The following is a 22,505-nucleotide window of genomic DNA, read 5'->3' on the forward strand; positions in this document are numbered from 1 at the left end:
TAAATTAGCGTAATATTTACGCTAATAATTGTGGTATCTAGATTTTTCTAAAATCATCAATATGTCTTCTATCCCAAGGGAGTTGTAGGACGAAATCCGCTAACTTTTCCCATTTCTTTTCTAACTAGCTAAATTCGGTAAAGTCTTTCACAGAAATCACCTAAGAGCGTGCCACAACCCATCCACCGATGAATCGACTCCTCAACGCGATCGCCCTCCTCACCTACTGCGGTTGGCAGCACAACCGCAGTAGCCCCCTTGGGGAAGTCTGGCAGATCGTCCAATGCCACTAATTTAACGTGAGTTCGATAAAGTTAGAAAATACTTTGGTTATTGCCAAAATTTGAATTAAGACATGGCAATATTGGCAACTGCTTTTTTATAGCAATTGCCAAAAACTCAGGTAAAAATTGTAGCTAAAAAACAGCAGGAGGCAAGGCCAGCTTTCCTTTTTGCTCTAAATCAAGGGAAGGTTTATTCGGTAAATAGGTATAGGCAATCAGTCCACCAAAAAGATTAACTAAAAAGTTCCAAATGCTACGATGTCTCGAATGTTCAATCTGAGATATATTTTTAAGTTTAAATCCATAATGTCATCCTACCGAATTTTTTCCCCATCCTACTAAGCCTTCAAAAACTCTATGTGACTTACTGCGAGCCGGATGACAGACTTCTATCGGAGTTGAATCAATAAAACTAATACCAGTCACTTCTCCTTTTCTAGTCTGTAAGAAGCAACAGAGTAACATCATTGACCAAGGCATAAGTTCTACGAATCGATTATAACTAACTAGACGAGGAAATGCTTTTTTCCAATGGGGTAAAACCGGTAAAGTATAAAATTCTTTGAAAGTTCGATACCCAGACCTATGAAAAGCGATTACAATGGTCATAACTTCACTTAAACTTAGACGAGAACGACATCTTTTTTCTCCCATTGATGCTGTCAATTGAGGGATAGAAGCACAATGCTGTTCAAATCCTTTGTAAAAATCATCTACATCACAAAAAACTTGAGTAAGATCGATACGAGATTTTATATCCATAGCACCAGACCTCAATAAATGATGCTTCTAGCATAGATCTGGTGCTTTCCTTGTTTCTATAAAATTTCCGTCGAACTCACGTTAATTTACCCTTTTTCTCCTTCATAATTCGTTACTTATTGAAGAAACAATACTTAATGTAATATCCTGATTAGCAGTGAGGAAACCATAGCTATCCTAAAACTGGGCATACTAACCCTAAAGTCCCAGTTAACCCATGAGAAAACTAATCCTTTCCTTGCTTCTTGTTTTCGTCTTCGTCCTATCAGGTTGTTTACCGCAGCGTCAACCAACAACTTTAACGCCTCCTTCTCCTCAAACCGTTTCTCTCCCCAACTGCGTCAATTCAGACTGTAACTGTTCAGATTTCGCAACCCAAGAAGAAGCACAGGCCGCATTAAATGCTTTTCCTGATGACCGTTTTAAACTTGATAGAAATTCTGATGGTGTTGCTTGTGAGTCCTTACCTAGAAATACGAATGAAACTATCACTAACGCCCCTCAATCAACTCCTCAACCCCTGGCAACTAATGGCAGTGTTCACTTAAAGTTAGGCAATCCTAGTAATGCCCAAAACAACGATCTCAATAATTACTTACTCGAAAAGCCTCAGTTTGTCATGAGTTATAACTGTGCCAAAGGAATCCCTAACTGGGTTAGTTGGCAGCTTAACACCAGTTGGTTAGGAAACGTTCAACGTTCTGAGGATTTCCGTCCTGACCCTGACTTACCTAGTGGTTGTTATGCTGTACGTCCTAACGATTACCGAGGCAGTGGTTTTGACCGAGGACACATGACCCCATCAGGCGACCGCACGAATACTGAACAAGATAACAGTGCCACCTTTGTGATGAGTAATATGATTCCCCAATCACCCGCTAATAATCGGGAAGTCTGGCAAGAATTGGAAAAGTACAGTCGTGAGTTAGCAAGAGAAGGAAAAACTCTTTATATTGTGGCTGGAGGGGATGGACAATTAAAAACCTTGGCGAATGGTAAAGTTTCGGTTCCTGCTAATACTTGGAAGGTGGCAGTAGTGTTAGATAATCCCAATGCTCCTGTTACTGAAACGACGAGGGTAATTGCCGTAAGGATTCCTAACACTCAAGCGGTAGCTAATACTGACTGGCGGGATTATCGTGTTTCAGTTGATGAGATTGAGAAGGTGACAGGTTTTGATTTCTTATCAAATGTTTCATTACAGATTCAATCAAAAATAGAGAGCCGAGTTGATAATCAGTAATTAATCGTTTTTATGGCGAGGATCTGAGTCGGGAGGGACACCATTTGCTTTTTGTGGAAATTTGAGCATTAATAAGGGTGAAAATTCGTTCTAGTTCTGAAATTCCCCTGTATTCTGCTTCTTCTTCTGAGGAAAGGGAATTAGTCTTTTTCTTCGTTAAAAGTTCTTCAAAACGGGTCTGTAGCTGAGAGGTGAAACTGAACAGGTAAATATTGCCAAATTCTCTCATTTCTACCCCATTCGTCATTAGGGATGAGGGGTTAACCATTAATTGGGGGGTCATGGTTTGTCAACTAAGTATTTTAATTTAATCTATTATAATCTAATTAATAGAAATAAGTCAAAAATATTAGCTTATCAATAAATAAATGAAGTTACAGGTCTTAAACCTTTTACCGACCAGACAAAATCATAGTTTTCAAGTGATGATTGAAATTAGTCAAACACAGCATCAGTTTACGATGACAGTCGAAACTGATAACTTATGTAATCAACCTTTGCAAATTATTCAAGGCGATGATAAGTTTCACTCTCTCTTTCAGTGGAATCGAGAATTAGCTCAAAAAATCTATGAGTTAGTATATCAAGTTTATAACCAAGAGGAACTTAATTTTCCCATTATTTTAGGCAAATTTGATGAAGTTCAAGAACCTGCGATCAATCTGAGTTGAGTCAACATTAAGTCTCAATCACCTTAGTTTGTAACCCTATCAACTGACCTGAACATTGACCAATAATATAAACATCAATCTCACACTTACCCAGTTTATAAACCTTGACATCCTCTAAGTTTTCTTTAAGGAAACTGACTAATTCCTGATAACGCTTAACTTCTGCCTTCTCCTCCTCATTATGCCAGTCTTGTTCAGTTGTACAAGGACAAAAGAAGTCGTCAATGGGCATCGTCTTAATAGCAGTATCAGGTGAATGTCCCGTCTTGAGGCGAAGTTGTTCAGGAGTGATGGCCAAATCATCCCAGACAAAAACCTCAAAGGGATAATCAGCTTCACTCGGCCACAGTAAGCCATCAGTAAGGGTGTTAAGTTGATTGAGCAGTTCAGTTGAGGCTTTCATCAGTATGAATGAATGGGAGCGATGCTCTTATATTTACACAGGTTGAGGAATCAGGGCAGGTAATCCTGTAAACGCCTTACGGCATCAAAGATTGAAACACTAAACATTATTCAGAACGATATGTTTAAAAGTTTTGTGATCAACGCCTTACGGCATCAAAGGTTGAGACAGAATTTTTTCAAGGCGTATCTCTCGAATATATTCCCAGATGTGATCAACGCCTTACGGCATCAAAGGTTAAGACAGTGCGCTCCCCCGTGATGCGAAGGCGATCGCATTCCATGTGATCAACGCCTTACGGCATCAAAGGTTAAGACAGATAAGTGACATCTGACGGGCGATCGCTGTTATAAAGTGATCAACGCCTTACGGCATCAAAGGTTAAGACAGTATTATATTGAGTGGACAAACCAGGCGGGCCCATGTGATCAACGCCTTACGGCATCAAAGGTTAAGACAGTTGACAAAATTATTCGCCAATCAAAAGTTGTCTAGAATGTGATCAACGCCTTACGGCATCAAAGGTTAAGACAGGATTGCTTGCCCAAAAATCATGCGCTGGACAACTGGAGTGATCAACGCCTTACGGCATCAAAGGTTAAGACAGATTTCGGCTTTTCTCTTAGAACGAATTGTTAAACTCGTGATCAACGCCTTACGGCATCAAAGGTTAAGACAGTTTGCTGATACCCTCAAGAAAAGCCATATCAGGATGAGTGATCAACGCCTTACGGCATCAAAGGTTAAGACAGGCTGTGGTCTTCAACGTACTGTAGAAACTGCCTGTTAGAGTGATCAACGCCTTACGGCATCAAAGGTTAAGACAGATAAGTCAGGAATATAAGAAAGTTAAACAAGTTAAGTGTGATCAACGCCTTACGGCATCAAAGGTTAAGACAGGGTACATAGAGAAACGAAAAACTTACTAACGAGGCAAACAAGTGATCAACGCCTTACGGCATCAAAGGTTAAGACAGAGCGACGGCTGAAAGCCTTAATTTATCGATGCCCCTACTCAATTTTACAAGCACCTCTGGTCAAATGGCTAGTGCGCCTCCCCAATTGGGACTTATTGACCAAATCGCGTTAGGCAAAGATGGCTTCGGACATAGATTACAGCGTTTTACAAGCACCTATAAAGCGTGTAAAAATTCATCAAACCCTTATCTACTCTGAAATAGAGGCAGTTTACATGGCCGAAGAAACGAAACAATCAGAGGTGCTTGCATTTTTAGACAACTCGAAATCCCTTCTCATCCAATAACCAAGTATTAGGACGATTATACTTGGGTAAATTTTTCACACATTGTTGAGACAAGCGAATTAGGATTAAATCATCTTCAGTGGTTAGAATTTTCTCTAATTCCCAACGAAGTTTTTCCCGCATTCGTTGACTAAGCCAACAGCGAAAAATAGAGTATTGAAGACGCTCACCATAACCTTCTAAGAGTTTATAGGCTTTACGCCACCGTTTGGGACAGCGAATATCGTAACAGATGAGATACCAATTTTTGAGTTCAGCCATATCTCACCTCACCGTACAATCAACTGACCAAATAAACCGCCTTCCCCACACCATTCTTTTTCGAGTAAGCGGACTTCTAACTCCAACAAACGGCGATAGGTCAAGGAATAGCCCGTTACTGGATGTTTCCAGGATTCTGCTTTACGCTGTTCATAAAGATTGATGAATTTTCGCCGTCCACTGTCACTTAACCAAACTTGTTGTCCTCGTACATCAAAGTCAGCTTCAGTGTCCCATTGCTGACGATTAATAGAAGTCACCACAATCATGTCAACTAAAGGAACTCGAAAAATCTCCATTAAATCTAGTGCCAAGGGAGGAGCTTGGGTGCGAGGTTGATGATAAAATCCTAAAGCGGGTTCAAGTCCCACTGTGAGGATCGCATTCATTACATCCTTTATTAATAAGGAATAACCAAAGCTCAACATGGCATTAAAACGATCTTTGGGAGGACGACGATTACGACCAGCAAACCGCAGTGATTCAGGAATATCTTTCCCTAAAATATTGGGTAATGCTCCAAAATATAAAGCAGCTAAATTTCCTTCAAATCCTAATAATGAGTCAAGAGACTCTACCTTTGGGACTTGTTTAAGAACCGCTTTCATTTGTGAGATGGCTTTTTCTAATTCAGCCGAATCTTGCGATCGCTTTTGCTTTCCTCTCATCAGAAACTTACGCTGTCCTTCCCCTCGACATTTCACCAATTTACGAGCCAATTCTAAGCAAAACTCTGTCTTAGTTAACGCTTCATACTGACGAATACGCCGTTGAATACTGCCAGAACGAGTGTCAAGACTTCCCACATAACGCCCACCTCCTGAGACAAAATGAATGCCAACATCCTTATAAGAGAGAAAATGGAGAGCTTGGGTAGAGATTTGGGAAAAACTATGGAGAACTACTTGACTCACCTGCTGTATAGAAACCGTTTCATCCGGTTCATTACGTCGGCTAATCTTTAGTTGTTCTCCCGTGCGTCCCACTCTGGTTCCTGGTTCAAGCACATGAATGACTTCTCGTTCGTCATCTTGAGGAAACAAACGAACCGGATGCCATTCTTTATTGTGGGCCAGTCTGGCCTCCTCTGGTAAACAAACCGGAGACAGAGAACAACGAGAGCATAAATACTCATTGCTGACCACAGGGGGACGATAAGCCGATGTTCTTAACTCCCGTGCCTGTTTAATCGTATCAGACACCCATTTTCGCCCTTCCTGGTCAAAAGGAACATGAACCAATACATTATCGGCATGATAACGAATTCTCCCCTCTTGAACTGTAATTCCGAGGGCTGCCTCAATTAAACAGCAATAAGCTAGAATTTGCAGCTTATCACTGTCCCAGGCTTGAGGTTGCTTATTCTCATCTCGATGACAACGCCCCCGTTTATGCTCATAAGGGATAGTTTGACCATCACGAGTCCGCAAAGCGTCAACCCGTCCCCGCAGTCCTAAGATTTCATCTTCAAGGTAAAGATCAAGCCATTCCTCATCCTCTTGTTTATCGATTTCCTCATGTAACCGTCGTCCGGCAAAAACCGCCGCATCTTGGGTGTAAAGTTCTTCCACTTCCTCAAGGTAGAATAAACGAGGACAATAAGCAAAGGCATGGAGAGCAGAAACTCTGATGGTATCTTCAGTTAAGTTAATGCTGGTTCTTTGGTCTAAATCAGTTGTTTGCATTGTTACTTTGGGTTTTATTAATGTTGTCTTGCTACCAATCTAATCAAGGAACCAGGCAAAAACTCTTCCGACTTCAAAAGATATTTATTTAATTTTCAAGGTGCGAATTTTAGAATAGCAGAAACTTATGGATAATTAACCGCAGTTTTCTGCTTTACTTCTTTTTTTGAGAACCAGACTTAGCTTTTGTAGCTGGTAAAGGTGCTTTAATTTCAGTCCAACAGTTCTCATCAAATTCATCAGAATTACTTAAAGTAAACCTCTGAAATGTCCCCCTAGTGGTTTGACGATCAATCCAAATAGGTAAACCTATCAAACCTCGATTATCTTTAACCAACCATTGGATTTGTCCATCATCTAATCTATAAGGACGAATTCCGTTAATTAAAGACCAAGATTCTCCTAGTGAGAGTCCGCCAAAACGAGTGATTTGTTCAGGGGAAGATAGAGCGATCACAACTCTTTCATCTAATTTTACCGTAGCTGACTCATTACTGGAGTCTAGTTTAATAACTACTCTTAAATCAGTTAGGAGTTCTTGAAAGTTGGGTTTAGAAAACTGACTAGGAGGGTAAGTTCCCATGTGTGTTTTACTAAACTTGTGATGTCGTTGTTTTCGGACAATTCGAGAAATAGGAGGTATATTTCCAATTATTCCAATTGCTAGTTTAACTCCTAAATGAGCAGTTAAATCTTCTTCTCCTACTAATGAAAGTAAAAACCCGTAAATAGTAGAAGGGGGAGGATAAAGATAGGTTTCTTTGTAATCCCTTGCAAAACTGCGAGGAAAACTTGTACAAGGACATTCTAAATAAAGAAGATCACTCATTAAACTGTTACCTCCGTTTTGAGCATTTCTTTGGCGGCAGCAATCGCTTCTTTAACGCCTCGATACACTTTAACGTTTAAGCTTTTAAGTTTTTCACCATAAGGAGTATCAGCGATTTCTCCTGCGACAATTAATTCCGACGCAAGAATATCTTTTACCTCAACTAAACGAACTAGACGAGGACATCCCACTGAGTCGCCAACTCGTTCAAAACAATTCATGATCCAAGGACTCGGATCTTCTGTGACTCGAATCACAATAGATTCAGGACGAAATTCATATAGGAAACGAGCATAATTTCCCCCAACGTGCTTAATAGCAGGAATAGCATCTAACAATAATTTAGCCCGTTCAGAAGCTTTTAAACTACTGGGAGTTAAAGCCAAAGTATATTGATAAGCGGTGCAGTGAACTTCAGTATTATGAATAGATGTTTTTCCTTTTTCACCTCCTTTAGAACCAAAGACAATATCTCCCCAATAGGGATCTAAACTAATTGCTCGACTCACTTCTAATGCACCACGTCGTTTTTCTGTAGCATTTTTATTGTCCTTATCTTTTTTAGCATCCATAAAACCAAAAAGATCATCATCAATGTAAGTTTGAGGATTGTACTTTTCATCTTTGATGTTATATTTATCAGCTTCCGCGTCAAAAGTTCGATTGACATTATTTGGTTGAGAATTTTGTAAACATTCTCGATATCCCCACCGAATAGCATCAGCACTTACAGTAGTATATTGATCATTCCCCCTTGTGATTTTTTGTAAAGTAGATAAGGTACTACCGTCTCCTTCTCCTCGGTTGTTAGCCGCGACAGCAGTAGGGGTGACGACAGTAACAAAAATGTGTTGAGACATGGTTAATAACTCCTTAAGAATTGTTGATTTACATTGATTAAACAGACATTTCTAACTCTTGTTCAGAATCTAAATTAATGTTAGATTCATCAAGTGCTTCTTCAGGAATTTCTGGTGTTCCATCTTTTCCTTTTCCTGTATAACTAGCGATGGCTAATAAAGCTAAATCTCTGGCTTGTTTCCAGTTATTATCTTTGTGCAGCCATTGATATATTTCTGCACCAACACCTCTGGTTGCTTTGCTACGATGACGACTTAAAAAATCGACCATTGTTTTAGCAAAATCTTGTTGGGTACTTGGTCTTAGTAAACGATTAATGACTTTATCAGTTGCTTGTTTATAATCAAGGGGACGACCTTGTTTTTGAGCTTGTATAATTTGCTCTCGTAAGAAACTACTAAAAGCTCCTTGTACAGCATCAAAAAATGTTTGCTCTAAAACATCAAGATATTGGGACATACTAATTAATCCTTTTCGTTCATAAAGTTCATTTTGTTTGTAGAAGTCGTAGAAACCTGAATACCAGGGTTTACCAGTAATCAGGTTGTCGCAAAGCCAAGGTAAAATCTTGGAAATAGCTAACCATGTTTCTCCTTTATCATTAGTGCGAACTTGAGGTTTAAAAAACTGAAAGGCTGAATCATATAAAGCTAGAATTTCGTCATTAGCTTTGACTCTATAAACGGCTTGTTTGAGGTAACTTTGACTACCATCCCATTGCTGTTTACCCAATTGATAAACTTCACAGTAATCTACTCGAAGATCTTGACTATCTTCAATGAGTTTTTCTTGTAATAAAAAGCGTAATGCCGATTCTCCAGAACTACTAGAACGAAAATCTCGGTAACTACTTCCAGAAAAAATCTTACGCCGTTTTACCCACTCTTTGATATTTTTTATTTCGGGAATAACGACGGCTGAACGATATCCAGATAATTGATAGTAACTACACGCTAATGGCAGAAAAACAAGAGCTAAAAAACCTTGGGGAGATTCTTGATAAGCTCCATGAGCAAAACATTCAACTAAACCGGGTAAATGATGACCTTTGATGGGGATGTTGGGTTTAAATGTTCCCTTGCTGCTGAAAGCATCCTTAAAATCTCTAGTGTAGTAACAATCTTCAATAGGACGAAAAGGGCGAGAAATTTCGGGTTGACCTTCATCGATCATAAAGCTTAAAGATACTTCGTTTTTACTCAGTTTTCTTTGTTGCCCATGTTGAAGGAATGTTCTTGTTACCCCTTCAGTAAAGGTATATTTTCCTTGTTGATCGAGATTAAGTGCAGGAACATCTAAATAACCATCTTCAAGATGATAAGTTTGTCTAAGTAAACTTAAAATAGCTTCTTGATCACTACACTCCCATGACAGATTTACTTCGTCTTCAGTAACTTTCCATGAAAAAGGAACATCCGACGGATTGATAGCATCCAAAGCTAATGCTAAACCAGCGATTCCCCCACGGTGAGGTAATAAGGTATTGGGATCAAAAATAGATAAAGTAAGTTCTGTCATTGTGATTTTTTCTCCTCATTGTTAATTTCATAAGCCCCTAATTCAGAGGAATAAGCCCACTGATTGTTAGGGGCAACTGGATAAAATTTATACTTATCCCAGTCCTTAACCTTTTTTGAATCAGCAGGAATAGGAACGGTATAACGAGGTATTTCTTTTGACCGTAAAGACTTAATAGTTTTCAAATCTTGCTCAAGTAATACCGTCACATTAAAACCAGCCTCTCGCAAAAATGTAGGATAGGTCTGCCAACTTTTATCCAATAAAACTGATTCTTTATCAGGCTTACCTTTTTCGCCAGATTGTTCTAACCATTGTGCTAAATCTGCTTGACAAACTTCATCAGTGAATGACTTAATTAAATTTAATCCATTTTCAAGTTCTTCTTGACTATAGGGATAGCTAACTTTTTCATCAGGATAAAATAAGGCATCTTTTGCCTGTCCGCAATGGCGACGATTTAATCGCCCCAAACGCTGAATTAATCCGGCTGGATTGGCAATTTGACTAACTAATAATGTCGCTGATAAATCAAGGGACATTTCAGCAACTTGGGTAGCGATCACCAACATTGGCTCATGATTTTCTGGTTTAAAAGCATCTACAACATCACGGTGATGTTGTACCCGATCTTGATAGCGAAACCGACTATGGTAGATTAAAGCGTTTAAGCCTTTCGCCTTTGCTTCTTTATAAACAGCAATTGCTGTATTTACCTGATTACAAACCCATAGCACTTTTCCCCTATTGTTAAGTTCTTGTTCAACCCTGTCCCAATCAGGCGTTTCAGTATAGTGGAAATGATAACGGGGTTGTGTTTCTAATTCTTCAGGGCCACTAATAATCTCAATAGGTTCTCCCACAGCTTCTAAGATCATTTCCTTTTGCCAAGGTAAAAATGAAGCTGACATCAGTAAAATAGGTGCTTTGACAACTTCGAGAAAACGTAGTAACGCCCCAAATAGTCGATTATCGTAACAATGAACTTCGTCAAAGACAAAAGCAGCTTGTGCGATCGCAGGAAAACAATAAATGGGTCTACGATTACATTGAAGCAGTCCGAGAACAGTATCTACTGTACAAACAATGGCTTCTCGTCCCCAGGCTTTAAAAGACTCCAATTTAAGCGCACCTTCATTATTAATTCCTTCTCCTGCATCGTCTTCTTCTCCTGTCATTGCCATTTCTAAATCCACATCAGCACGAGAATGAAGAAGAACGGAATCAACTTGATTATGAACATAGTCCAGAAAACCCTCAGTGCTAGTCCCTGTTGTTGGATAACAAAATATCAATTTTCTGCCCAATGCTTTAGATTTTGCCCAATTATAAGCTCCCAATGTTTTCCCTGTACCACAGCCGGCCCGTGCTAGGGTAACTCTTGCTGAACTTTGTGCTAATTTGACTTGAAATGGTCTTAATTGATTTCCCTCAAGTCGAGCATTAATTACTTGTTGAAGTTTCTGCTCATTAAGAGTTCTTGTGACTTCAACTGTAATCCATTCTTTAATAGATGTTCTTCTTTCCTTCTTAATCGATTCATTGGCATTAGGGATGGCGGAACCAATTGCATCTCCGGCAATTAACAGAGCTTTGATAACAGCCAGAAAAACAGGATCTGGTTGCCATTCATTCGAGAGAAACTCTCTAAGTTTTCCTCTCTTATCCTTGATCTCTTTAATTGACCAGACAAGAGAAGCTTCTTCAAAAAGCTGTTTTTTAAACTCCTTTGAAAATTTAATCTTCTCAGGTAAATTTAGAGCTTTTACTCCATATTTTAGCAGTTGATGAAAGTGTCGATTAAATTGAGGTTTCCCCTTAACTCTATCAATGACGTAGAAAGATAATTTATCATCTCCACTCTGACGAATTTCTCCTAATTCATCCGTACATTTTCCTCCTCGACCTCCTAATTTAAGATGATGTCCCCCTGCTGCTGCTAAAGCTATTAAAAAATCGCCTTCTCCTTCCTCTAACCATTCCTTAAATTCCCAAGCTAACAGCACTGAAAGCACTTCATGTCGCAGAAGTTGAGGGTTATCGGGAAGAAATCGTTTGGGATAAGCTTTTGACATTTTAGAACGTACAACTCCTTGAAAATGCTCATTAGCTTTTCCCCAGTCATGAATATATGCACTCTTACGGGCTGTCGCTCTGAGATAGGAGAGGGTATAATTAAGACCAAACTGTTGAATCAGGCGATCACCTAAAATATCAACTAAGGTAGTGACAGCATTGACCACATCTGCGGTGTGTCCAACCAATCCATAAGAACCTTTCCAGTGACCTAAATTAAAGGACTTAGCCAGTAAAATATTAGGGTCTAGTTTAGGATTAAGCTGCATCAATTTCCTCCTTAGCCGAATAAAACCATCCACAGCCAAAATGTTTACGGCCACCTAATCCTAATCCTTGGAGTTTGAGAGAATCGTCTTCATTTAATCCTTCAACCACAACGCCATAACCTAAGACATTTTTCTCTCTAATTTTGATTGCTCTTAAAGCTAAATTTCCTTCGTAATTACTATCAATAAAAGCTTGGCCATTAACTTCAATTCTTTCTAAAGCCTTCTGACAAGATTCTAAAAAGTGAAAAGGGGCTTCTTGACTATTCCATTTTTCTAAACGAAATGTAACTAATCTTGCTTTCAGTGTGTTACTGGTTTCAGGCAAAGTTAAACGAGGTTGAACTAATCGTATTAAATGTCCCCTAATATCTAAAACCTGATTTTGAAGAAAGCGATACCATTGTGTTGCTTGTTCTGCTGGACATCTAAACCGAAAACGAGACTTATTATTAAGATAAATGATTCCATTTTTATCAGGAATACCAGGAATACTAGAGAGTAAAATTTCTGAGGATAAATTTTGGTGATCTAGTAAATTAGGTTGATGTTCTTTACAGATATGTTTGATAGCCGAATACAGTGCATAGCCATGATCAGCCGGTAAAGTTTTGCCCCTCAAGGAACATTGAATCTCCAGAAAATTCACAGTTAACTCCTTTTTAATTGGTAGAATTTTTATAAAGTTGACTCATCCCCTCAACTTCGGCCTTAACCAAGTTGACTAACTCGACTGGTTCTTTAACCACTGCTCCTTTGCCATAACCCAACACCCACCGTTTAAGGTCATTGAGTCCCCCATTCACCAGATGTAAAGTTAATGAACCATCATCATGTTCGGTAATCTCTTGGGTAACGTGCCAACGACGTTCACGAATAAATGGGGCATTAGCAGCATCAAACCAGATTTTAACAGGAACAGGTTTGCCTCCAACCTCTGCTTGAAAGATTTGGTCAAGATAAGTTTGGGCATCAAAGTTAGGCTCACGTTCAAAGGTTTCATCAAGGACTTTTATTTGTTGAATACGATCAATACGAAACCAGCGCATTTCGCCCCGTTTATGACAAAAACCAATGACATAAGGATTAGTGGCACGATACACATGAACTAAATAAGGATCAACCACTCGTTCAGAATATTGATTACGGGTGGCTGCATAATAATGAATCCAAATCCGTTTAGAGGAACGACAGGCTTCTAACAACTTCTGCCATATTTCAGGGTCAAGGTTCGTTTCAGCCCCTGAGCGAAAGACTATCCTCTCATCAGCTAATTGTTGTAAATCAATCCAAGTTTGTTCCGGTAATCGCTCTGATAGCCGTTCTATGGATGACCGTAATTCCTTCTCATAAGCTGAACCCGCATAAGATTGCAGCATTCTTGCTCCCAAAGTCAAGGCAAATAATTCACCAATACTCAAGGAAATACTCGGTAATCGCCAAGTAGAATTGGTGTAATACCACCCCTCTTTCTTGTTATAGTCCAAAGGAGCCATCAAGCGATCGCGCAAGAAATGCAAGTCATCTCTTATAGTCCTTTCTTTGACTTCTAATTTTTCAGCCAAAATTGATTGTGTGATTCGCCTTTGATAGCGAAGTAACTCATCAATTTGCAATAATCGTTCAAGACGACGCGGCGACAAGGCAGTTGTTTGCCCCATTGGAAACCCTCAAAAACTCTTGTTGACCCAATCTTAAGCAACTAACCCGGCAAAAAATGATCCGCCTTTTCAAATTCAGTATTCCCACTTGCTACATTTTTCTATCATCTTTGACCCAAATTGTTTTTGGTGCAGCGTGACTGTCTTTTTCTCTCAAGGAAGATAAGCATTAATACTTAGGATAGAAACTTGGGCTAATCCGCGCTTAGGATTCAGCAACTTTCTCAATTAAATGTTGTAACTTAGGATAATGAGTAAAAGTCTGTTGTTGCCGGTTGATAGGTGAAAAATCATTTAAAGAGGCATAAAAACGAAAACTAATAGGTTATTTCTATATCTCTGTCCCTATTTATAAGTGATGTACAAGAATTATGAAAGGTCAAAATACTCCCTCACTGTCAATCTTTGTCTTATCTCTCTCCATTTTGACGTTCATTACTATTTCTTTAACGATAAACCCTATGATTGTTCAAGCACAACAGCAATTACTTGAAACAACATTAATCGCACAAAGTAACCGTACAAGGCGAATTCAGTTTGATAGAGGTGCTACTTCAAAAACTGTTAAAGATTCTGTTGTTAGAGGAACCAGAGATATTTATTTAGTGGGAGCATCAGCACAACAAACTATGAAAATTTCTCTGAGTTCTCTTGAAAATAATGCAGTTTTTGATTTAGTCACTCCTCAAGGCGCAGTCATTAAAAAAGAAGTAACAAGTGCTAATTTAGTTTTGCCATTAAGTGGAGACTATAAAATCATTGTTGGTGGCACCAGAGGAAATGCTACTTATCAATTATATGTTGAAATTAATAATGCCGTAAAAACTGAAACCTTAAAAACTAAGAACTTTAAAATTACCATTAATTCTAATTGTCAAGAAGGGGAAGTAACCTGTGATCATGTGTCTTATGAGGGAATTAATGTGAATACGGGGGAGTCCCTACAATTAATAGGTAAAACCCTTCATACAACTTGTGCTGATGGAATTACACCCTGTCGATTTCTGGGCTATGAATTTCTCAATGGAAAGTATCGTTATATGGTTACAGAAGATGGCTCACTTTTAGTTTATCAAGGAGAAAAGCTACTCTTAGAAGAACAGGGAACTTGGCACGATTAAGACACAAATTATTACTATTAATCTTCATTTCCACTCCTTCCCAAATGGTTGCCCCCAATACGGCCAACATTCCTTATTGAAAGGACTTCTGTACTTTAATATCAAATCTCGTTCCCATTCTAACAAAACTTTTTTATCAGCAGGAATATGTTCCCAAAAGGCAGACACCACAGCCTCATCAAGTTTATGAATGCGGTGCATTTGGATATAATTTCTGATATAATCCTTACAGTAATGAACTCCTGACCAACGCTGATTAGCTGTTAACTTTGTTTCTCCTACATATAACAAAATTGGTAAGGTATTATCAATGATAAAATAAAGACAGCCGTTACTACTTTCATCTTCAAACTGTTTAGATTCAGGCCTTCTCCAAAACAAAGATGAGTGTATTTTTAAGTCAAAGGGTTTAATATCATCTACGGTATGCCAAGATGTTTTAGGCATTTCAAATAAAGTTTGTTGTTGCGGTGGGTTACTATTTCTGACCTGATTTTGATAGTTAAATATTCTCTGTTTCCATTTAATTAAAGATTCTTTGTCCATGATTAGACTTTCTTTTCTAGGAGTTAGAGATGAGGAGTTAGTATCAAATAAGTTAAGTTGTTTCATTAGTAATTATTCTGTGACTTTTTTCGATAAACTTGATTATTTAATAAAGACTATTTCTTGTTCATTAGATAAAGTTTCATCATAATGATACCCTATTTTAAAATAGGTTTTGTGGTTGCAGGAACCGCAAAAACATCATCAAATACTAAAGTTTTAGCTGAAGAAAGAATTAAAAGCATTCAAAAAGTCAACATTCATAATTGATTATTAGCTTATTCATTTTACCTTAAATTTAAGATTATTTTTCAATCATTAACCTAGTTTTCAGATTTTCATCATCAGAAGATAAATTTTTCAGGGTTAAGTAAAGAAAAACACTAAGCATCGCCGCAAAAAAACACCAAACTGAGACAAAAGTCACTTGAAAGAAGAGGTTACTGAGGATGAATGATATAATAATTAGGGTTCCAAATAATTTTAATAAGAAACGTTCCGTAATCAAGAAAGGAAGTGATATTATCGACAAATATAAATATTTACTCGCTTCATAAAAAGGAATTAATTTTAAATCATAAAATATATTTCCTGAAAAGACTTGAGGTTTAATTCCATGATAAATTGTCCAGGTTAATAAATAAGTACCTAATAAAAATCCGAGAATCGTCAATCCTAATAAAAATTTTTTTTCTTATTGTCTTTCTCTAATAAATAAATAGAAAGAGGACTTAACACTAACCAAAGAAATGTGGCAAACAGTAAAAAACCATAAGTCCCAACTCTAGTAAATTGACTCAATGAACTATTATTAATTCCTGTCCAGACTAATCCTTCTAAACTTTGCTGTAAAGCAAATAAACAAGGAAATGAGCTTAATAAAGCTTCTCTTTTTGATGATGTTTGTCTAATCGTTCCTATTCCTAGTAGTAATAGACTCGCTCCTGCTGTAAAGCTCACTGTTGCAGAAAAGCACATAATATTCTCCTAAGTATTATTAAACCCAACCTCCGAAAATAGCTAATCCCCAAAATCGCCAAGGGTTAGCAACAGTCTTGAATCCGGCTGAAGATAACATCCTTAAATGAGTTTCTAATGTGGCTAAACGATCTTGTGTTGAATAACCTTGTGGCTCACTATTCCCTATACTCGAACGAACTTCTTGTTGAGTTGTCCCTTGGTTTATTGTCCATTGTTCTCTTAACGTCAAATAGATTTCTTGTAATTGTGGTGATTCTTGTAAAATAGGATCTGCATTCCAAAAACAGCCACCATTAGATAAATTCTGTCCAATACAAGTAAATAGCTGTTGTTTCATTTCATCACTGAGATGATGAATGGCTAAAGAAGAAACACAACCATCAAAATTAGTCCCTATTTCCCCTCCCATTTCCCCATTCGCCCATGCTCCAAAATCAGCTTGAATAAAAGTTATACGCTCCGAAAGTTGAGTTGTTTCTAATTTAGATTTTGCCATCTCAATCATTCTGGGAGAATAATCGACACTCACAACTCTCGCATTAGGGCAATGTTTCAACAGTCTTAAACTCAGTTCTCCCGTACCACAGCCTAAGTCTAAAAGACGACGACTATTAGGGGAAATACAAGCAACAAGAGTATCAAGCATTAAATCATAATGAGGGACTAATTGACGAATGCCTGTATCAAAAAGTTGGGTGTCCGCAAAAACTTCCCCTGGATAAATCGTTGCTGCCATATCTGTCATATTTAACCCTAATTATTTTTTATGGGATGAAGTAATTCCATTAGATATTAAGCTCCCTTAAAGCCAAACGAATTTGTTCTAAACGTCGGCGATTTAATCCTAAATCAAACTGACTATTCCGAGAAGCTGAACGCAGTTGAATGAGTGGCTGATTGGGCGGAAAATAAAACTCAAGTTCATCAATTCCCCCGAAAATCTTGCCAGTGGATTCTGCCCTGATATAATTATCAGTTGTTTGAACCACTTTGGTTCTAGGAACAACAGTTAAGACTTTCAATAAGATTTCTCTGGCGTGGTTACTATCAGTATGGTAAGGAATCGGTGCAATATAAGATTTACTTTCTTGACTATCACTTACCACACAACTTACTCCTGATGGACAGGGTAATAAATGACCTTCTCTGAGTCCGTTATTCTCAATTAACTCAGTTCCATAAGCCACTGAATTCGTCAAAAAAAAGCTTAATAATCCCACGATTATAATTGACCAAAAATGACGGCTCATTATTGAGTTTTCCCCCCATTTACTCGTTTCATAGGATACCAGGGTTCACAACCATTTAACCGCCAAATACTGTACACTAATACACAAGCAACGGTGATCCAAACAACAGAAGGGGCAAGTAATAAACCAGCCAATGAAACGGTTTGCCCATAAAGAACTGTGACAACAATTGCTGATAACCAAGGGCCCATAATCACCACCGGAACAGCTGCCCCTAATCTTCCTTCAACGGTAAAAATCGTATTCCAAATGTCACCCAACGCTAAATGAATCACAAAAGCAATGAGAGGAACCGCCAAGAAGTTTTGACCAACCGCTTGCCAAACTAACACAGATGACACTATCCGTAACACACCAATGGTCATCCAAACGATGGGGAACGCTAAAGGAGGAGGGGCCCAGTTGGGTCTAATAACTTGCTGATATCGGCCTGAACTGCGGGTATTGTCTAAGGGGGAAAACAGCCGAGAACGAAGGGTTACTACGGTAAAAAATACACTGGCGATTGCTGTTGGCCACCAACTGTTGTCATTGAGCCTTTCGAGTTGAGTATAAGCTTGTCCAATTGCCCAAAGAGCTAAGACCATGAGGGCAATTTGTACCGCCGTGCCACCTATATATATTAATAGGGCTTTCCCATCAAATTCTTGAGTGTTGATGTTTGAATCATTTGATGGTGATGGGTCTTTAACTCCCATGACAGAATTGACCACATTTTCAAGCCTATTGGTTGTTGACTCTGATTGACTCATATTTCCCTACATTCTTATCTTTTAACATTGTACAGTTACAAGCTCTTGTTGAAAATTATTAGTTTCTTGTCAGAAAGTGACGATTAAGAAAAAGGAGATGGTCAAGGTTTATTATTTAAGAAAACCCACAAACGACACACCCTTAATTATATGACCACTGATGATAAATCTGAACTAATTGCTATCAATGAAGCTTTTTATCGAGCCTTTGAGAAAAGAGAGCTTTCTACTCTCAATCAAATCTGGTGGCAAGGGGCGGGTAGCACCTGTATTCATCCTGGGGGTAATGTTCTTAAAGGATGGGAGCTTATTCGTTCATCTTGGGAAACCATCTTTAAAAATACTGATTATTTAGAAATTGATACAGAAATTATTAACATTGATATGGGTCAAGAAATCGCTTATATTGTTCTGATTGAAAAAGTTACACAAGTTAATAGAGGGAGAAAATTAGAAGCTTTATCAATGGCCACTAATGGATTTAGGAAAATGGCGCAAAAATGGTACTTAATTCATCATCATGGTAGTCCCATTGTGCGAAGGTAAAATTACCAGTAGGAGATAAAGTGGCAATTAATCATCTAAAACCACTGTATAATTAATGGTAAAGCCTGGACAGAAAATAATGAAATCCTTAGTAGTCCCTGACGAATTGGGGGAAATGATTGAAGCAGTAATCGAGTTTTATCAAGATGCTGTTACCTCAATAGAGCCTTCTATCGTTTACCAAGAATTAAGACAAAATCTGCTTAATTGGGTGACAAGAACAGTCGAAAAAATAGAAAGGAATAAGCTACAACAAACTGAACTGACTTTAGACCAATATAGAGCCTATCAAGACATCATTAACTTCATCGAAAGCAACAAGGAACGATACTTTAGATTAAGTGGTTATGCCGGAACAGGAAAAACTCATTTAATGGTCAAAGTTATTCAATGGTTAAAAGAAACAGAGTTTAAGTATATCGTGGCTGCTCCCACTAATAAAGCGGCTAAAAACTTAACTCAAATAGCTCGGAATCAAGGACTACAAATAGAAGCCACTACTGTGGCTAAACTGTTAAGACTGCAACCAGTTATTGATCTAAATACAGGAGAACAACAGTTTGAGTTTATTGAAGGAAAAGAACTAGAATTAAAAGACTATGATGTGATCATCATTGATGAATATTCCATGTTGAATAAAGAAAACTTCCGAGATTTACAACAAGCAATTCAAGGAGAAAAAACACAGCTTATTTTTGTAGGAGACTCAGCACAATTACCACCCGTAAAAGAAAAAGAACCCATTGTTGCTCATCACCCTGATATTAACAGAAATGCCCATTTAACGAGCGTCGTCAGATATGATGGAGAAATAGCAAAAGTCGCAGAAACTATCAGAAGTGACTCACGTTGGAATCGACAAACCTATCCCTTTGAAACTTCTGATGATGGGACAATTATCAAACTGAATGTTGATGATTGGTTTAAGTTTGCCTTAAGTCATTTTGAGCAAGAAGATTGGTTAATTAACCCCGATTATGTGAGAATTATTGCCTGGAGAAATAAGACGGTTGATAAGTACAATGAAGCGATTAGAGAGGCTTTGTATGGTCAAGATGTAGAACAGTTAGTAATCGGGGATAGGTTAATTGCCAAAAAGCCTGTCTTCAGGAAATTACCGGGGGGAAAACAAAGACAAAAAACTATCATCTTGAATAATTCAGAAGAATGTAAAATTATAGAAACTCCCCAATTAAATCATAATAATAAGTATAAATGGGAGTTCTATCAAGTCAAAGTAAGGACGGATGAAGGAGGAACTATTGAGTTAAGAATCCTGACAGAAGAATCGGAAGTTAAACGACAAGAAGAACTGAAAAAGTTAGCAAAAATAGCGATAGAAGACGAAAACTATAGTGAGAAAAAGAAGCGATGGGCTATTTACTTTGAGTTAGATGAATTGTTTGATAACATGGCTTATGCTTACGCTTTAACTTGTCATAAAGCCCAAGGTAGCTCCATTGATAATGTGTTTTTATTGGTGTCTGATATGCACCATTGTCAAGATAAGCAGAAAATGCTTTATACTGGTTTAACCAGGGCGAAAAAATCTTGTTATGTAGCTTGATTGATTAACTGTTTCCCGATACATTTTTCGTCTTAATTAATTAGGAGATAAATTATGGATAATCCTGTAGGTGAATTGATGGGAATGATTCAAAAATATAGACTAAAAAAACCTGACTTTCAGTTTAAAAAGAACCAGGGTCAATGGCAATGTACTTGCGTGATTACCCTTGAAGATACCCAACTAAGAGAAACCGCATTAGGAGCAACAAAAAAGGAAGTCAAAACTCAAACGGCAATGGCTATTGTTCCTATTCTTAAAGAACATTTACAAAAAGTTCATTAAATGACCATTGATTTACCAAATCTACCAGGAACTTATTGTTTAGTTTTCCACTGTTCAACTTCATCACTTGTTACCATAGGAAAACTAGGAACTTATCAAATAAAACCTGGTTATTATTGTTATATTGGTAGTGCCTTTGGTCAGGGTGGGCTAAACTCCAGGGTTCAAAGACATTTACAGATTAATAAACGTCATCACTGGCATCTTGATTATCTTAGACCTTATTTAACTCCTGTTGAAATTTGGTACTCAACTGATACAATTAAGCGAGAACATCAATGGGCTGCGTTATTACTAGAAGATGAACATTCAAGTATTCCTATTAAAAAGTTTGGCTCATCAGATTGTGATTGCCCTGCTCATTTATTTTATTATGAAGAAAGACCCGTATTTGATAAGTTTGATGACAAACTTAATGAATTTGTCCCGAATCATGATGTAATAAAAAAAAAGATTAATTAATAATTTCTTGACTCCAGGCCTCCCCAGGTCGAGGAATTCCAAACCCTGGAAGATTCAGGAATACTCCTATCTTATTAACATGAGAACTAACCATTCCTGGCTTACTAATTTCCATCGTCAGATTCTTTAAAATTTCAGATTCCCAAACTTGTGCCACTCCTTCAATTAAGTCCCATCGTCTCTCGTTATTAAATCCTGATTGTAAAAGACGAATTACTGTCCCATTCTTAAATTCACAGAAACTCACCTCATCAGATACCGTATAAGCAGCTAATCCAATGACTCGTTTCTTTGGGAAAATCTTAGAGACATCTTCAGCATATTCGACTACCTTTTCTGGGTCTTCAACATATAATTGTATCCAAGGGCTTTCATCATGGTAACGAACCGTGAAAGAATAACCTTGCTCGACTAAAATAGAAGAAATTTTTTCAACTTTTTCTATGGCGTTTTCTTGCTGATTAAAAGACAAGTAAATTGCTCCAAATTTAGCCATACTTTATCCTTGACTGTCTGTTTATTCTTGATTATAAAGGTTGTTCATATCCATTAAACATCGACCGAACTTAACCTTAAACCCTTGTAGCATCGGGTTCAAATCTGGGATTTTGGAGATGTCTATTGAACAAAGTTAAAGCTTGTGCATAAGTTCATGGGTTTGACAACTATTAAATGACAGTACCTCACTCAAGGCAACCCTCATGAACCGTCCTCAAGTCTGCACCCTCTTACTCGCCACCACTTTGTTATTGACCGCCTCACCTGTGAAAGCTGAAAATGTAGGCACGATTGAAGGGCCAGGATTAAGAGTGACTCCATCTGCATCCAGTCTTCCCTATGGTCGTAATACTTGTCAACAAGGCTTTGTTTGGCGAGAAGCTTATCCAGGGGATGTAGTCTGTGTGACTCCCCAAACTCGTTCTCAAACTGCTTATGACAATAGCCAAGTTTCTAATCGCATTCAACCAGGAGGAGGCCCCTATGGCCCCTACACTTGTCGTCAAGGTTATGTTTGGCGAGAAGCGACTCAAAGCGATTTAGTCTGTGTCACTCCAGAAACTCGCTCTCAAGCTGCCCAAGATAATAATCAAGCGGCTTCTCGACGGGTCATTCCCTAAGAAACCATCGGCCTTAGATGGTAGAAAGTCGCTTAAGAACCCAGAAAAATGTTAGAACAGAGGAAGCCACATATCAGGAGGCGATGGACA

25 protein-coding genes, 1 pseudogene and 1 CRISPR repeat array are annotated in these 22,505 nt (G+C 38.1%); of the genes and pseudogenes, 8 read left to right on the forward strand and 18 right to left on the reverse strand.

Translation table 11 applies throughout. The features are described from left to right. Window positions 1–416: 416 nt before the first annotated feature. A pseudogene (locus tag VB715_RS18370) lies at window positions 417–1,046 on the reverse strand (transposase). A 217-nt stretch (window positions 1,047–1,263) separates the two neighbouring features. Between VB715_RS18370 and VB715_RS18375 the strand changes: the two are divergent. Next, on the forward strand, window positions 1,264–2,289 hold the full coding sequence (locus VB715_RS18375; RefSeq protein ID WP_323302674.1) for a DNA/RNA non-specific endonuclease: 1,026 nt from the start codon (window positions 1,264–1,266) through the stop codon (window positions 2,287–2,289). Between the two features lie 10 nt (window positions 2,290–2,299). Here VB715_RS18375 and VB715_RS18380 read toward each other — a convergent pair whose 3' ends face one another. Beyond that, a complete protein-coding gene (locus VB715_RS18380) occupies window positions 2,300–2,572 on the reverse strand; it encodes a hypothetical protein (protein WP_323302675.1) in 273 nt (90 codons plus the stop codon). Window positions 2,573–2,657: 85 nt separating this feature from the next. Here VB715_RS18380 and VB715_RS18385 point away from each other — a divergent pair, with 85 nt between their 5' ends. Beyond that, complete coding sequence (locus VB715_RS18385; RefSeq protein WP_323302676.1) at window positions 2,658–2,960, forward strand: hypothetical protein; 303 nt, start codon at window positions 2,658–2,660, stop codon at window positions 2,958–2,960. A 7-nt stretch (window positions 2,961–2,967) separates the two neighbouring features. Here VB715_RS18385 and VB715_RS18390 read toward each other — a convergent pair whose 3' ends face one another. The 9 genes from VB715_RS18390 to VB715_RS18430 form a co-directional block, all read right to left on the reverse strand. Next, window positions 2,968–3,363 carry a nuclease A inhibitor family protein gene (locus tag VB715_RS18390; protein ID WP_323302677.1) on the reverse strand — a complete coding sequence of 132 codons (396 nt, stop codon included), beginning with the start codon at window positions 3,361–3,363 and terminating at the stop codon, window positions 2,968–2,970. Window positions 3,364–3,498: 135 nt separating this feature from the next. After that, a CRISPR array of direct repeats spans window positions 3,499–4,340; the repeat unit is 36 nt; unit sequence GTGATCAACGCCTTACGGCATCAAAGGTTAAGACAG. A 254-nt stretch (window positions 4,341–4,594) separates the two neighbouring features. Then, the gene (gene cas2 / locus VB715_RS18395) at window positions 4,595–4,888 is read right to left on the reverse strand and encodes a CRISPR-associated endonuclease Cas2 (RefSeq protein WP_323302678.1); all 294 of its coding nucleotides are present in this window, start codon (window positions 4,886–4,888) and stop codon (window positions 4,595–4,597) included. Between the two features lie 8 nt (window positions 4,889–4,896). Further along, entirely contained in the window at window positions 4,897–6,573 is a 1,677-nt protein-coding gene (locus VB715_RS18400; protein WP_323302679.1) for a type I-MYXAN CRISPR-associated endonuclease Cas4/Cas1, read from the reverse strand. 154 nt (window positions 6,574–6,727) lie between these two features. Then, window positions 6,728–7,402: a type I-MYXAN CRISPR-associated protein Cas5/Cmx5/DevS gene (cas5, locus tag VB715_RS18405; protein WP_323302680.1), complete on the reverse strand. Its 675-nt coding sequence runs from the start codon at window positions 7,400–7,402 to the stop codon at window positions 6,728–6,730. Next, a complete protein-coding gene (cas7i, locus tag VB715_RS18410; RefSeq protein WP_323302681.1) occupies window positions 7,402–8,262 on the reverse strand; it encodes a type I-B CRISPR-associated protein Cas7/Cst2/DevR in 861 nt (286 codons plus the stop codon). The genes cas5 and cas7i overlap by 1 nt, the downstream gene beginning before the upstream one ends. A gap of 37 nt (window positions 8,263–8,299) precedes the next feature. Continuing rightward, the gene (cas8a1, locus tag VB715_RS18415; RefSeq protein WP_323302682.1) at window positions 8,300–9,781 is read right to left on the reverse strand and encodes a type I-MYXAN CRISPR-associated Cas8a1/Cmx1; all 1,482 of its coding nucleotides are present in this window, start codon (window positions 9,779–9,781) and stop codon (window positions 8,300–8,302) included. Continuing rightward, window positions 9,778–12,126 carry a CRISPR-associated helicase Cas3' gene (gene cas3, locus VB715_RS18420; RefSeq protein WP_323302683.1) on the reverse strand — a complete coding sequence of 783 codons (2,349 nt, stop codon included), beginning with the start codon at window positions 12,124–12,126 and terminating at the stop codon, window positions 9,778–9,780. The genes cas8a1 and cas3 overlap by 4 nt, the downstream gene beginning before the upstream one ends. After that, window positions 12,116–12,775 (reverse strand): type I-MYXAN CRISPR-associated protein Cas6/Cmx6, encoded by a 660-nt coding sequence (gene cas6 / locus VB715_RS18425; RefSeq protein WP_323302684.1) that lies wholly within the window; start codon window positions 12,773–12,775, stop codon window positions 12,116–12,118. The genes cas3 and cas6 overlap by 11 nt, the downstream gene beginning before the upstream one ends. A 13-nt stretch (window positions 12,776–12,788) precedes the next feature. Continuing rightward, window positions 12,789–13,787, reverse strand: coding sequence for a helix-turn-helix transcriptional regulator (locus tag VB715_RS18430; RefSeq protein ID WP_323302685.1), 999 nt, complete (start codon window positions 13,785–13,787; stop codon window positions 12,789–12,791). Window positions 13,788–14,248: 461 nt separating this feature from the next. On the opposite strand from VB715_RS18430, the gene VB715_RS18435 reads away from it, so the two are divergent. Then, window positions 14,249–14,908, forward strand: a complete 660-nt coding sequence (locus VB715_RS18435) for a hypothetical protein (protein WP_323302686.1) — start codon at window positions 14,249–14,251, stop codon at window positions 14,906–14,908. A 24-nt stretch (window positions 14,909–14,932) separates the two neighbouring features. Here VB715_RS18435 and VB715_RS18440 read toward each other — a convergent pair whose 3' ends face one another. The 6 genes from VB715_RS18440 to VB715_RS18465 form a co-directional block, all read right to left on the reverse strand. Beyond that, window positions 14,933–15,520 (reverse strand): GIY-YIG nuclease family protein, encoded by a 588-nt coding sequence (locus tag VB715_RS18440; protein WP_323302687.1) that lies wholly within the window; start codon window positions 15,518–15,520, stop codon window positions 14,933–14,935. 238 nt (window positions 15,521–15,758) lie between these two features. After that, on the reverse strand, window positions 15,759–16,127 hold the full coding sequence (locus VB715_RS18445) for a DUF6629 family protein (RefSeq protein WP_323302688.1): 369 nt from the start codon (window positions 16,125–16,127) through the stop codon (window positions 15,759–15,761). Window positions 16,128–16,129: 2 nt separating this feature from the next. After that, window positions 16,130–16,432, reverse strand: coding sequence for a hypothetical protein (locus tag VB715_RS18450; RefSeq protein ID WP_323302689.1), 303 nt, complete (start codon window positions 16,430–16,432; stop codon window positions 16,130–16,132). Window positions 16,433–16,451: 19 nt separating this feature from the next. Then, a complete protein-coding gene (locus tag VB715_RS18455; RefSeq protein WP_323302690.1) occupies window positions 16,452–17,180 on the reverse strand; it encodes a class I SAM-dependent methyltransferase in 729 nt (242 codons plus the stop codon). A gap of 40 nt (window positions 17,181–17,220) precedes the next feature. Beyond that, a complete protein-coding gene (locus VB715_RS18460) occupies window positions 17,221–17,685 on the reverse strand; it encodes a DUF1499 domain-containing protein (protein ID WP_323302691.1) in 465 nt (154 codons plus the stop codon). Continuing rightward, entirely contained in the window at window positions 17,685–18,437 is a 753-nt protein-coding gene (locus VB715_RS18465; protein WP_323302692.1) for a TspO/MBR family protein, read from the reverse strand. Before VB715_RS18465 ends, VB715_RS18460 begins: the two co-directional genes overlap by 1 nt. A gap of 150 nt (window positions 18,438–18,587) precedes the next feature. Between VB715_RS18465 and VB715_RS18470 the strand changes: the two genes are divergently transcribed. From VB715_RS18470 to VB715_RS18485, 4 genes are all read left to right on the forward strand, one after another. Then, window positions 18,588–18,983: a nuclear transport factor 2 family protein gene (locus VB715_RS18470; RefSeq protein WP_323302693.1), complete on the forward strand. Its 396-nt coding sequence runs from the start codon at window positions 18,588–18,590 to the stop codon at window positions 18,981–18,983. Window positions 18,984–19,062: 79 nt separating this feature from the next. After that, window positions 19,063–20,550: an ATP-dependent DNA helicase gene (locus VB715_RS18475; RefSeq protein ID WP_323302694.1), complete on the forward strand. Its 1,488-nt coding sequence runs from the start codon at window positions 19,063–19,065 to the stop codon at window positions 20,548–20,550. A 54-nt stretch (window positions 20,551–20,604) separates the two neighbouring features. Then, window positions 20,605–20,835 carry a hypothetical protein gene (locus tag VB715_RS18480; RefSeq protein ID WP_323302695.1) on the forward strand — a complete coding sequence of 77 codons (231 nt, stop codon included), beginning with the start codon at window positions 20,605–20,607 and terminating at the stop codon, window positions 20,833–20,835. Continuing rightward, window positions 20,836–21,297 carry a GIY-YIG nuclease family protein gene (locus VB715_RS18485; protein WP_323302696.1) on the forward strand — a complete coding sequence of 154 codons (462 nt, stop codon included), beginning with the start codon at window positions 20,836–20,838 and terminating at the stop codon, window positions 21,295–21,297. It abuts the gene before it with no gap. Here VB715_RS18485 and VB715_RS18490 read toward each other — a convergent pair. Beyond that, on the reverse strand, window positions 21,290–21,793 hold the full coding sequence (locus VB715_RS18490) for a hypothetical protein (RefSeq protein ID WP_323302697.1): 504 nt from the start codon (window positions 21,791–21,793) through the stop codon (window positions 21,290–21,292). The genes VB715_RS18485 and VB715_RS18490 overlap by 8 nt on opposite strands. A 205-nt stretch (window positions 21,794–21,998) precedes the next feature. On the opposite strand from VB715_RS18490, the gene VB715_RS18495 reads away from it, so the two are divergent. Further along, entirely contained in the window at window positions 21,999–22,415 is a 417-nt protein-coding gene (locus VB715_RS18495; RefSeq protein WP_323302698.1) for a hypothetical protein, read from the forward strand. The last annotated feature ends 90 nt before the right edge of the window (window positions 22,416–22,505 follow it).

Origin of the sequence: Crocosphaera sp. UHCC 0190, assembly GCF_034932065.1 — a bacterium.
GTDB lineage: Bacteria > Cyanobacteriota > Cyanobacteriia > Cyanobacteriales > Microcystaceae > UHCC-0190.

Coding starts and splice junctions, on each gene's coding strand:
- VB715_RS18375 (WP_323302674.1), top strand. CDS start 1,264: ATGAGAAAACTAATCCTTTCCTTGCTTCTTGTTTTCGTCTTCGTCCTA.
- VB715_RS18380 (WP_323302675.1), bottom strand. CDS start 2,572: ATGACCCCCCAATTAATGGTTAACCCCTCATCCCTAATGACGAATGGG.
- VB715_RS18385 (WP_323302676.1), top strand. CDS start 2,658: ATGAAGTTACAGGTCTTAAACCTTTTACCGACCAGACAAAATCATAGT.
- VB715_RS18390 (WP_323302677.1), bottom strand. CDS start 3,363: ATGAAAGCCTCAACTGAACTGCTCAATCAACTTAACACCCTTACTGAT.
- cas2 (WP_323302678.1), bottom strand. CDS start 4,888: ATGGCTGAACTCAAAAATTGGTATCTCATCTGTTACGATATTCGCTGT.
- VB715_RS18400 (WP_323302679.1), bottom strand. CDS start 6,573: ATGCAAACAACTGATTTAGACCAAAGAACCAGCATTAACTTAACTGAA.
- cas5 (WP_323302680.1), bottom strand. CDS start 7,402: ATGAGTGATCTTCTTTATTTAGAATGTCCTTGTACAAGTTTTCCTCGC.
- cas7i (WP_323302681.1), bottom strand. CDS start 8,262: ATGTCTCAACACATTTTTGTTACTGTCGTCACCCCTACTGCTGTCGCG.
- cas8a1 (WP_323302682.1), bottom strand. CDS start 9,781: ATGACAGAACTTACTTTATCTATTTTTGATCCCAATACCTTATTACCT.
- cas3 (WP_323302683.1), bottom strand. CDS start 12,126: ATGCAGCTTAATCCTAAACTAGACCCTAATATTTTACTGGCTAAGTCC.
- VB715_RS18430 (WP_323302685.1), bottom strand. CDS start 13,787: ATGGGGCAAACAACTGCCTTGTCGCCGCGTCGTCTTGAACGATTATTG.
- VB715_RS18435 (WP_323302686.1), top strand. CDS start 14,249: ATGATTGTTCAAGCACAACAGCAATTACTTGAAACAACATTAATCGCA.
- VB715_RS18440 (WP_323302687.1), bottom strand. CDS start 15,520: ATGAAACAACTTAACTTATTTGATACTAACTCCTCATCTCTAACTCCT.
- VB715_RS18450 (WP_323302689.1), bottom strand. CDS start 16,432: ATGTGCTTTTCTGCAACAGTGAGCTTTACAGCAGGAGCGAGTCTATTA.
- VB715_RS18455 (WP_323302690.1), bottom strand. CDS start 17,180: ATGACAGATATGGCAGCAACGATTTATCCAGGGGAAGTTTTTGCGGAC.
- VB715_RS18460 (WP_323302691.1), bottom strand. CDS start 17,685: ATGAGCCGTCATTTTTGGTCAATTATAATCGTGGGATTATTAAGCTTT.
- VB715_RS18465 (WP_323302692.1), bottom strand. CDS start 18,437: ATGAGTCAATCAGAGTCAACAACCAATAGGCTTGAAAATGTGGTCAAT.
- VB715_RS18470 (WP_323302693.1), top strand. CDS start 18,588: ATGACCACTGATGATAAATCTGAACTAATTGCTATCAATGAAGCTTTT.
- VB715_RS18475 (WP_323302694.1), top strand. CDS start 19,063: ATGAAATCCTTAGTAGTCCCTGACGAATTGGGGGAAATGATTGAAGCA.
- VB715_RS18480 (WP_323302695.1), top strand. CDS start 20,605: ATGGATAATCCTGTAGGTGAATTGATGGGAATGATTCAAAAATATAGA.
- VB715_RS18485 (WP_323302696.1), top strand. CDS start 20,836: ATGACCATTGATTTACCAAATCTACCAGGAACTTATTGTTTAGTTTTC.
- VB715_RS18490 (WP_323302697.1), bottom strand. CDS start 21,793: ATGGCTAAATTTGGAGCAATTTACTTGTCTTTTAATCAGCAAGAAAAC.
- VB715_RS18495 (WP_323302698.1), top strand. CDS start 21,999: ATGAACCGTCCTCAAGTCTGCACCCTCTTACTCGCCACCACTTTGTTA.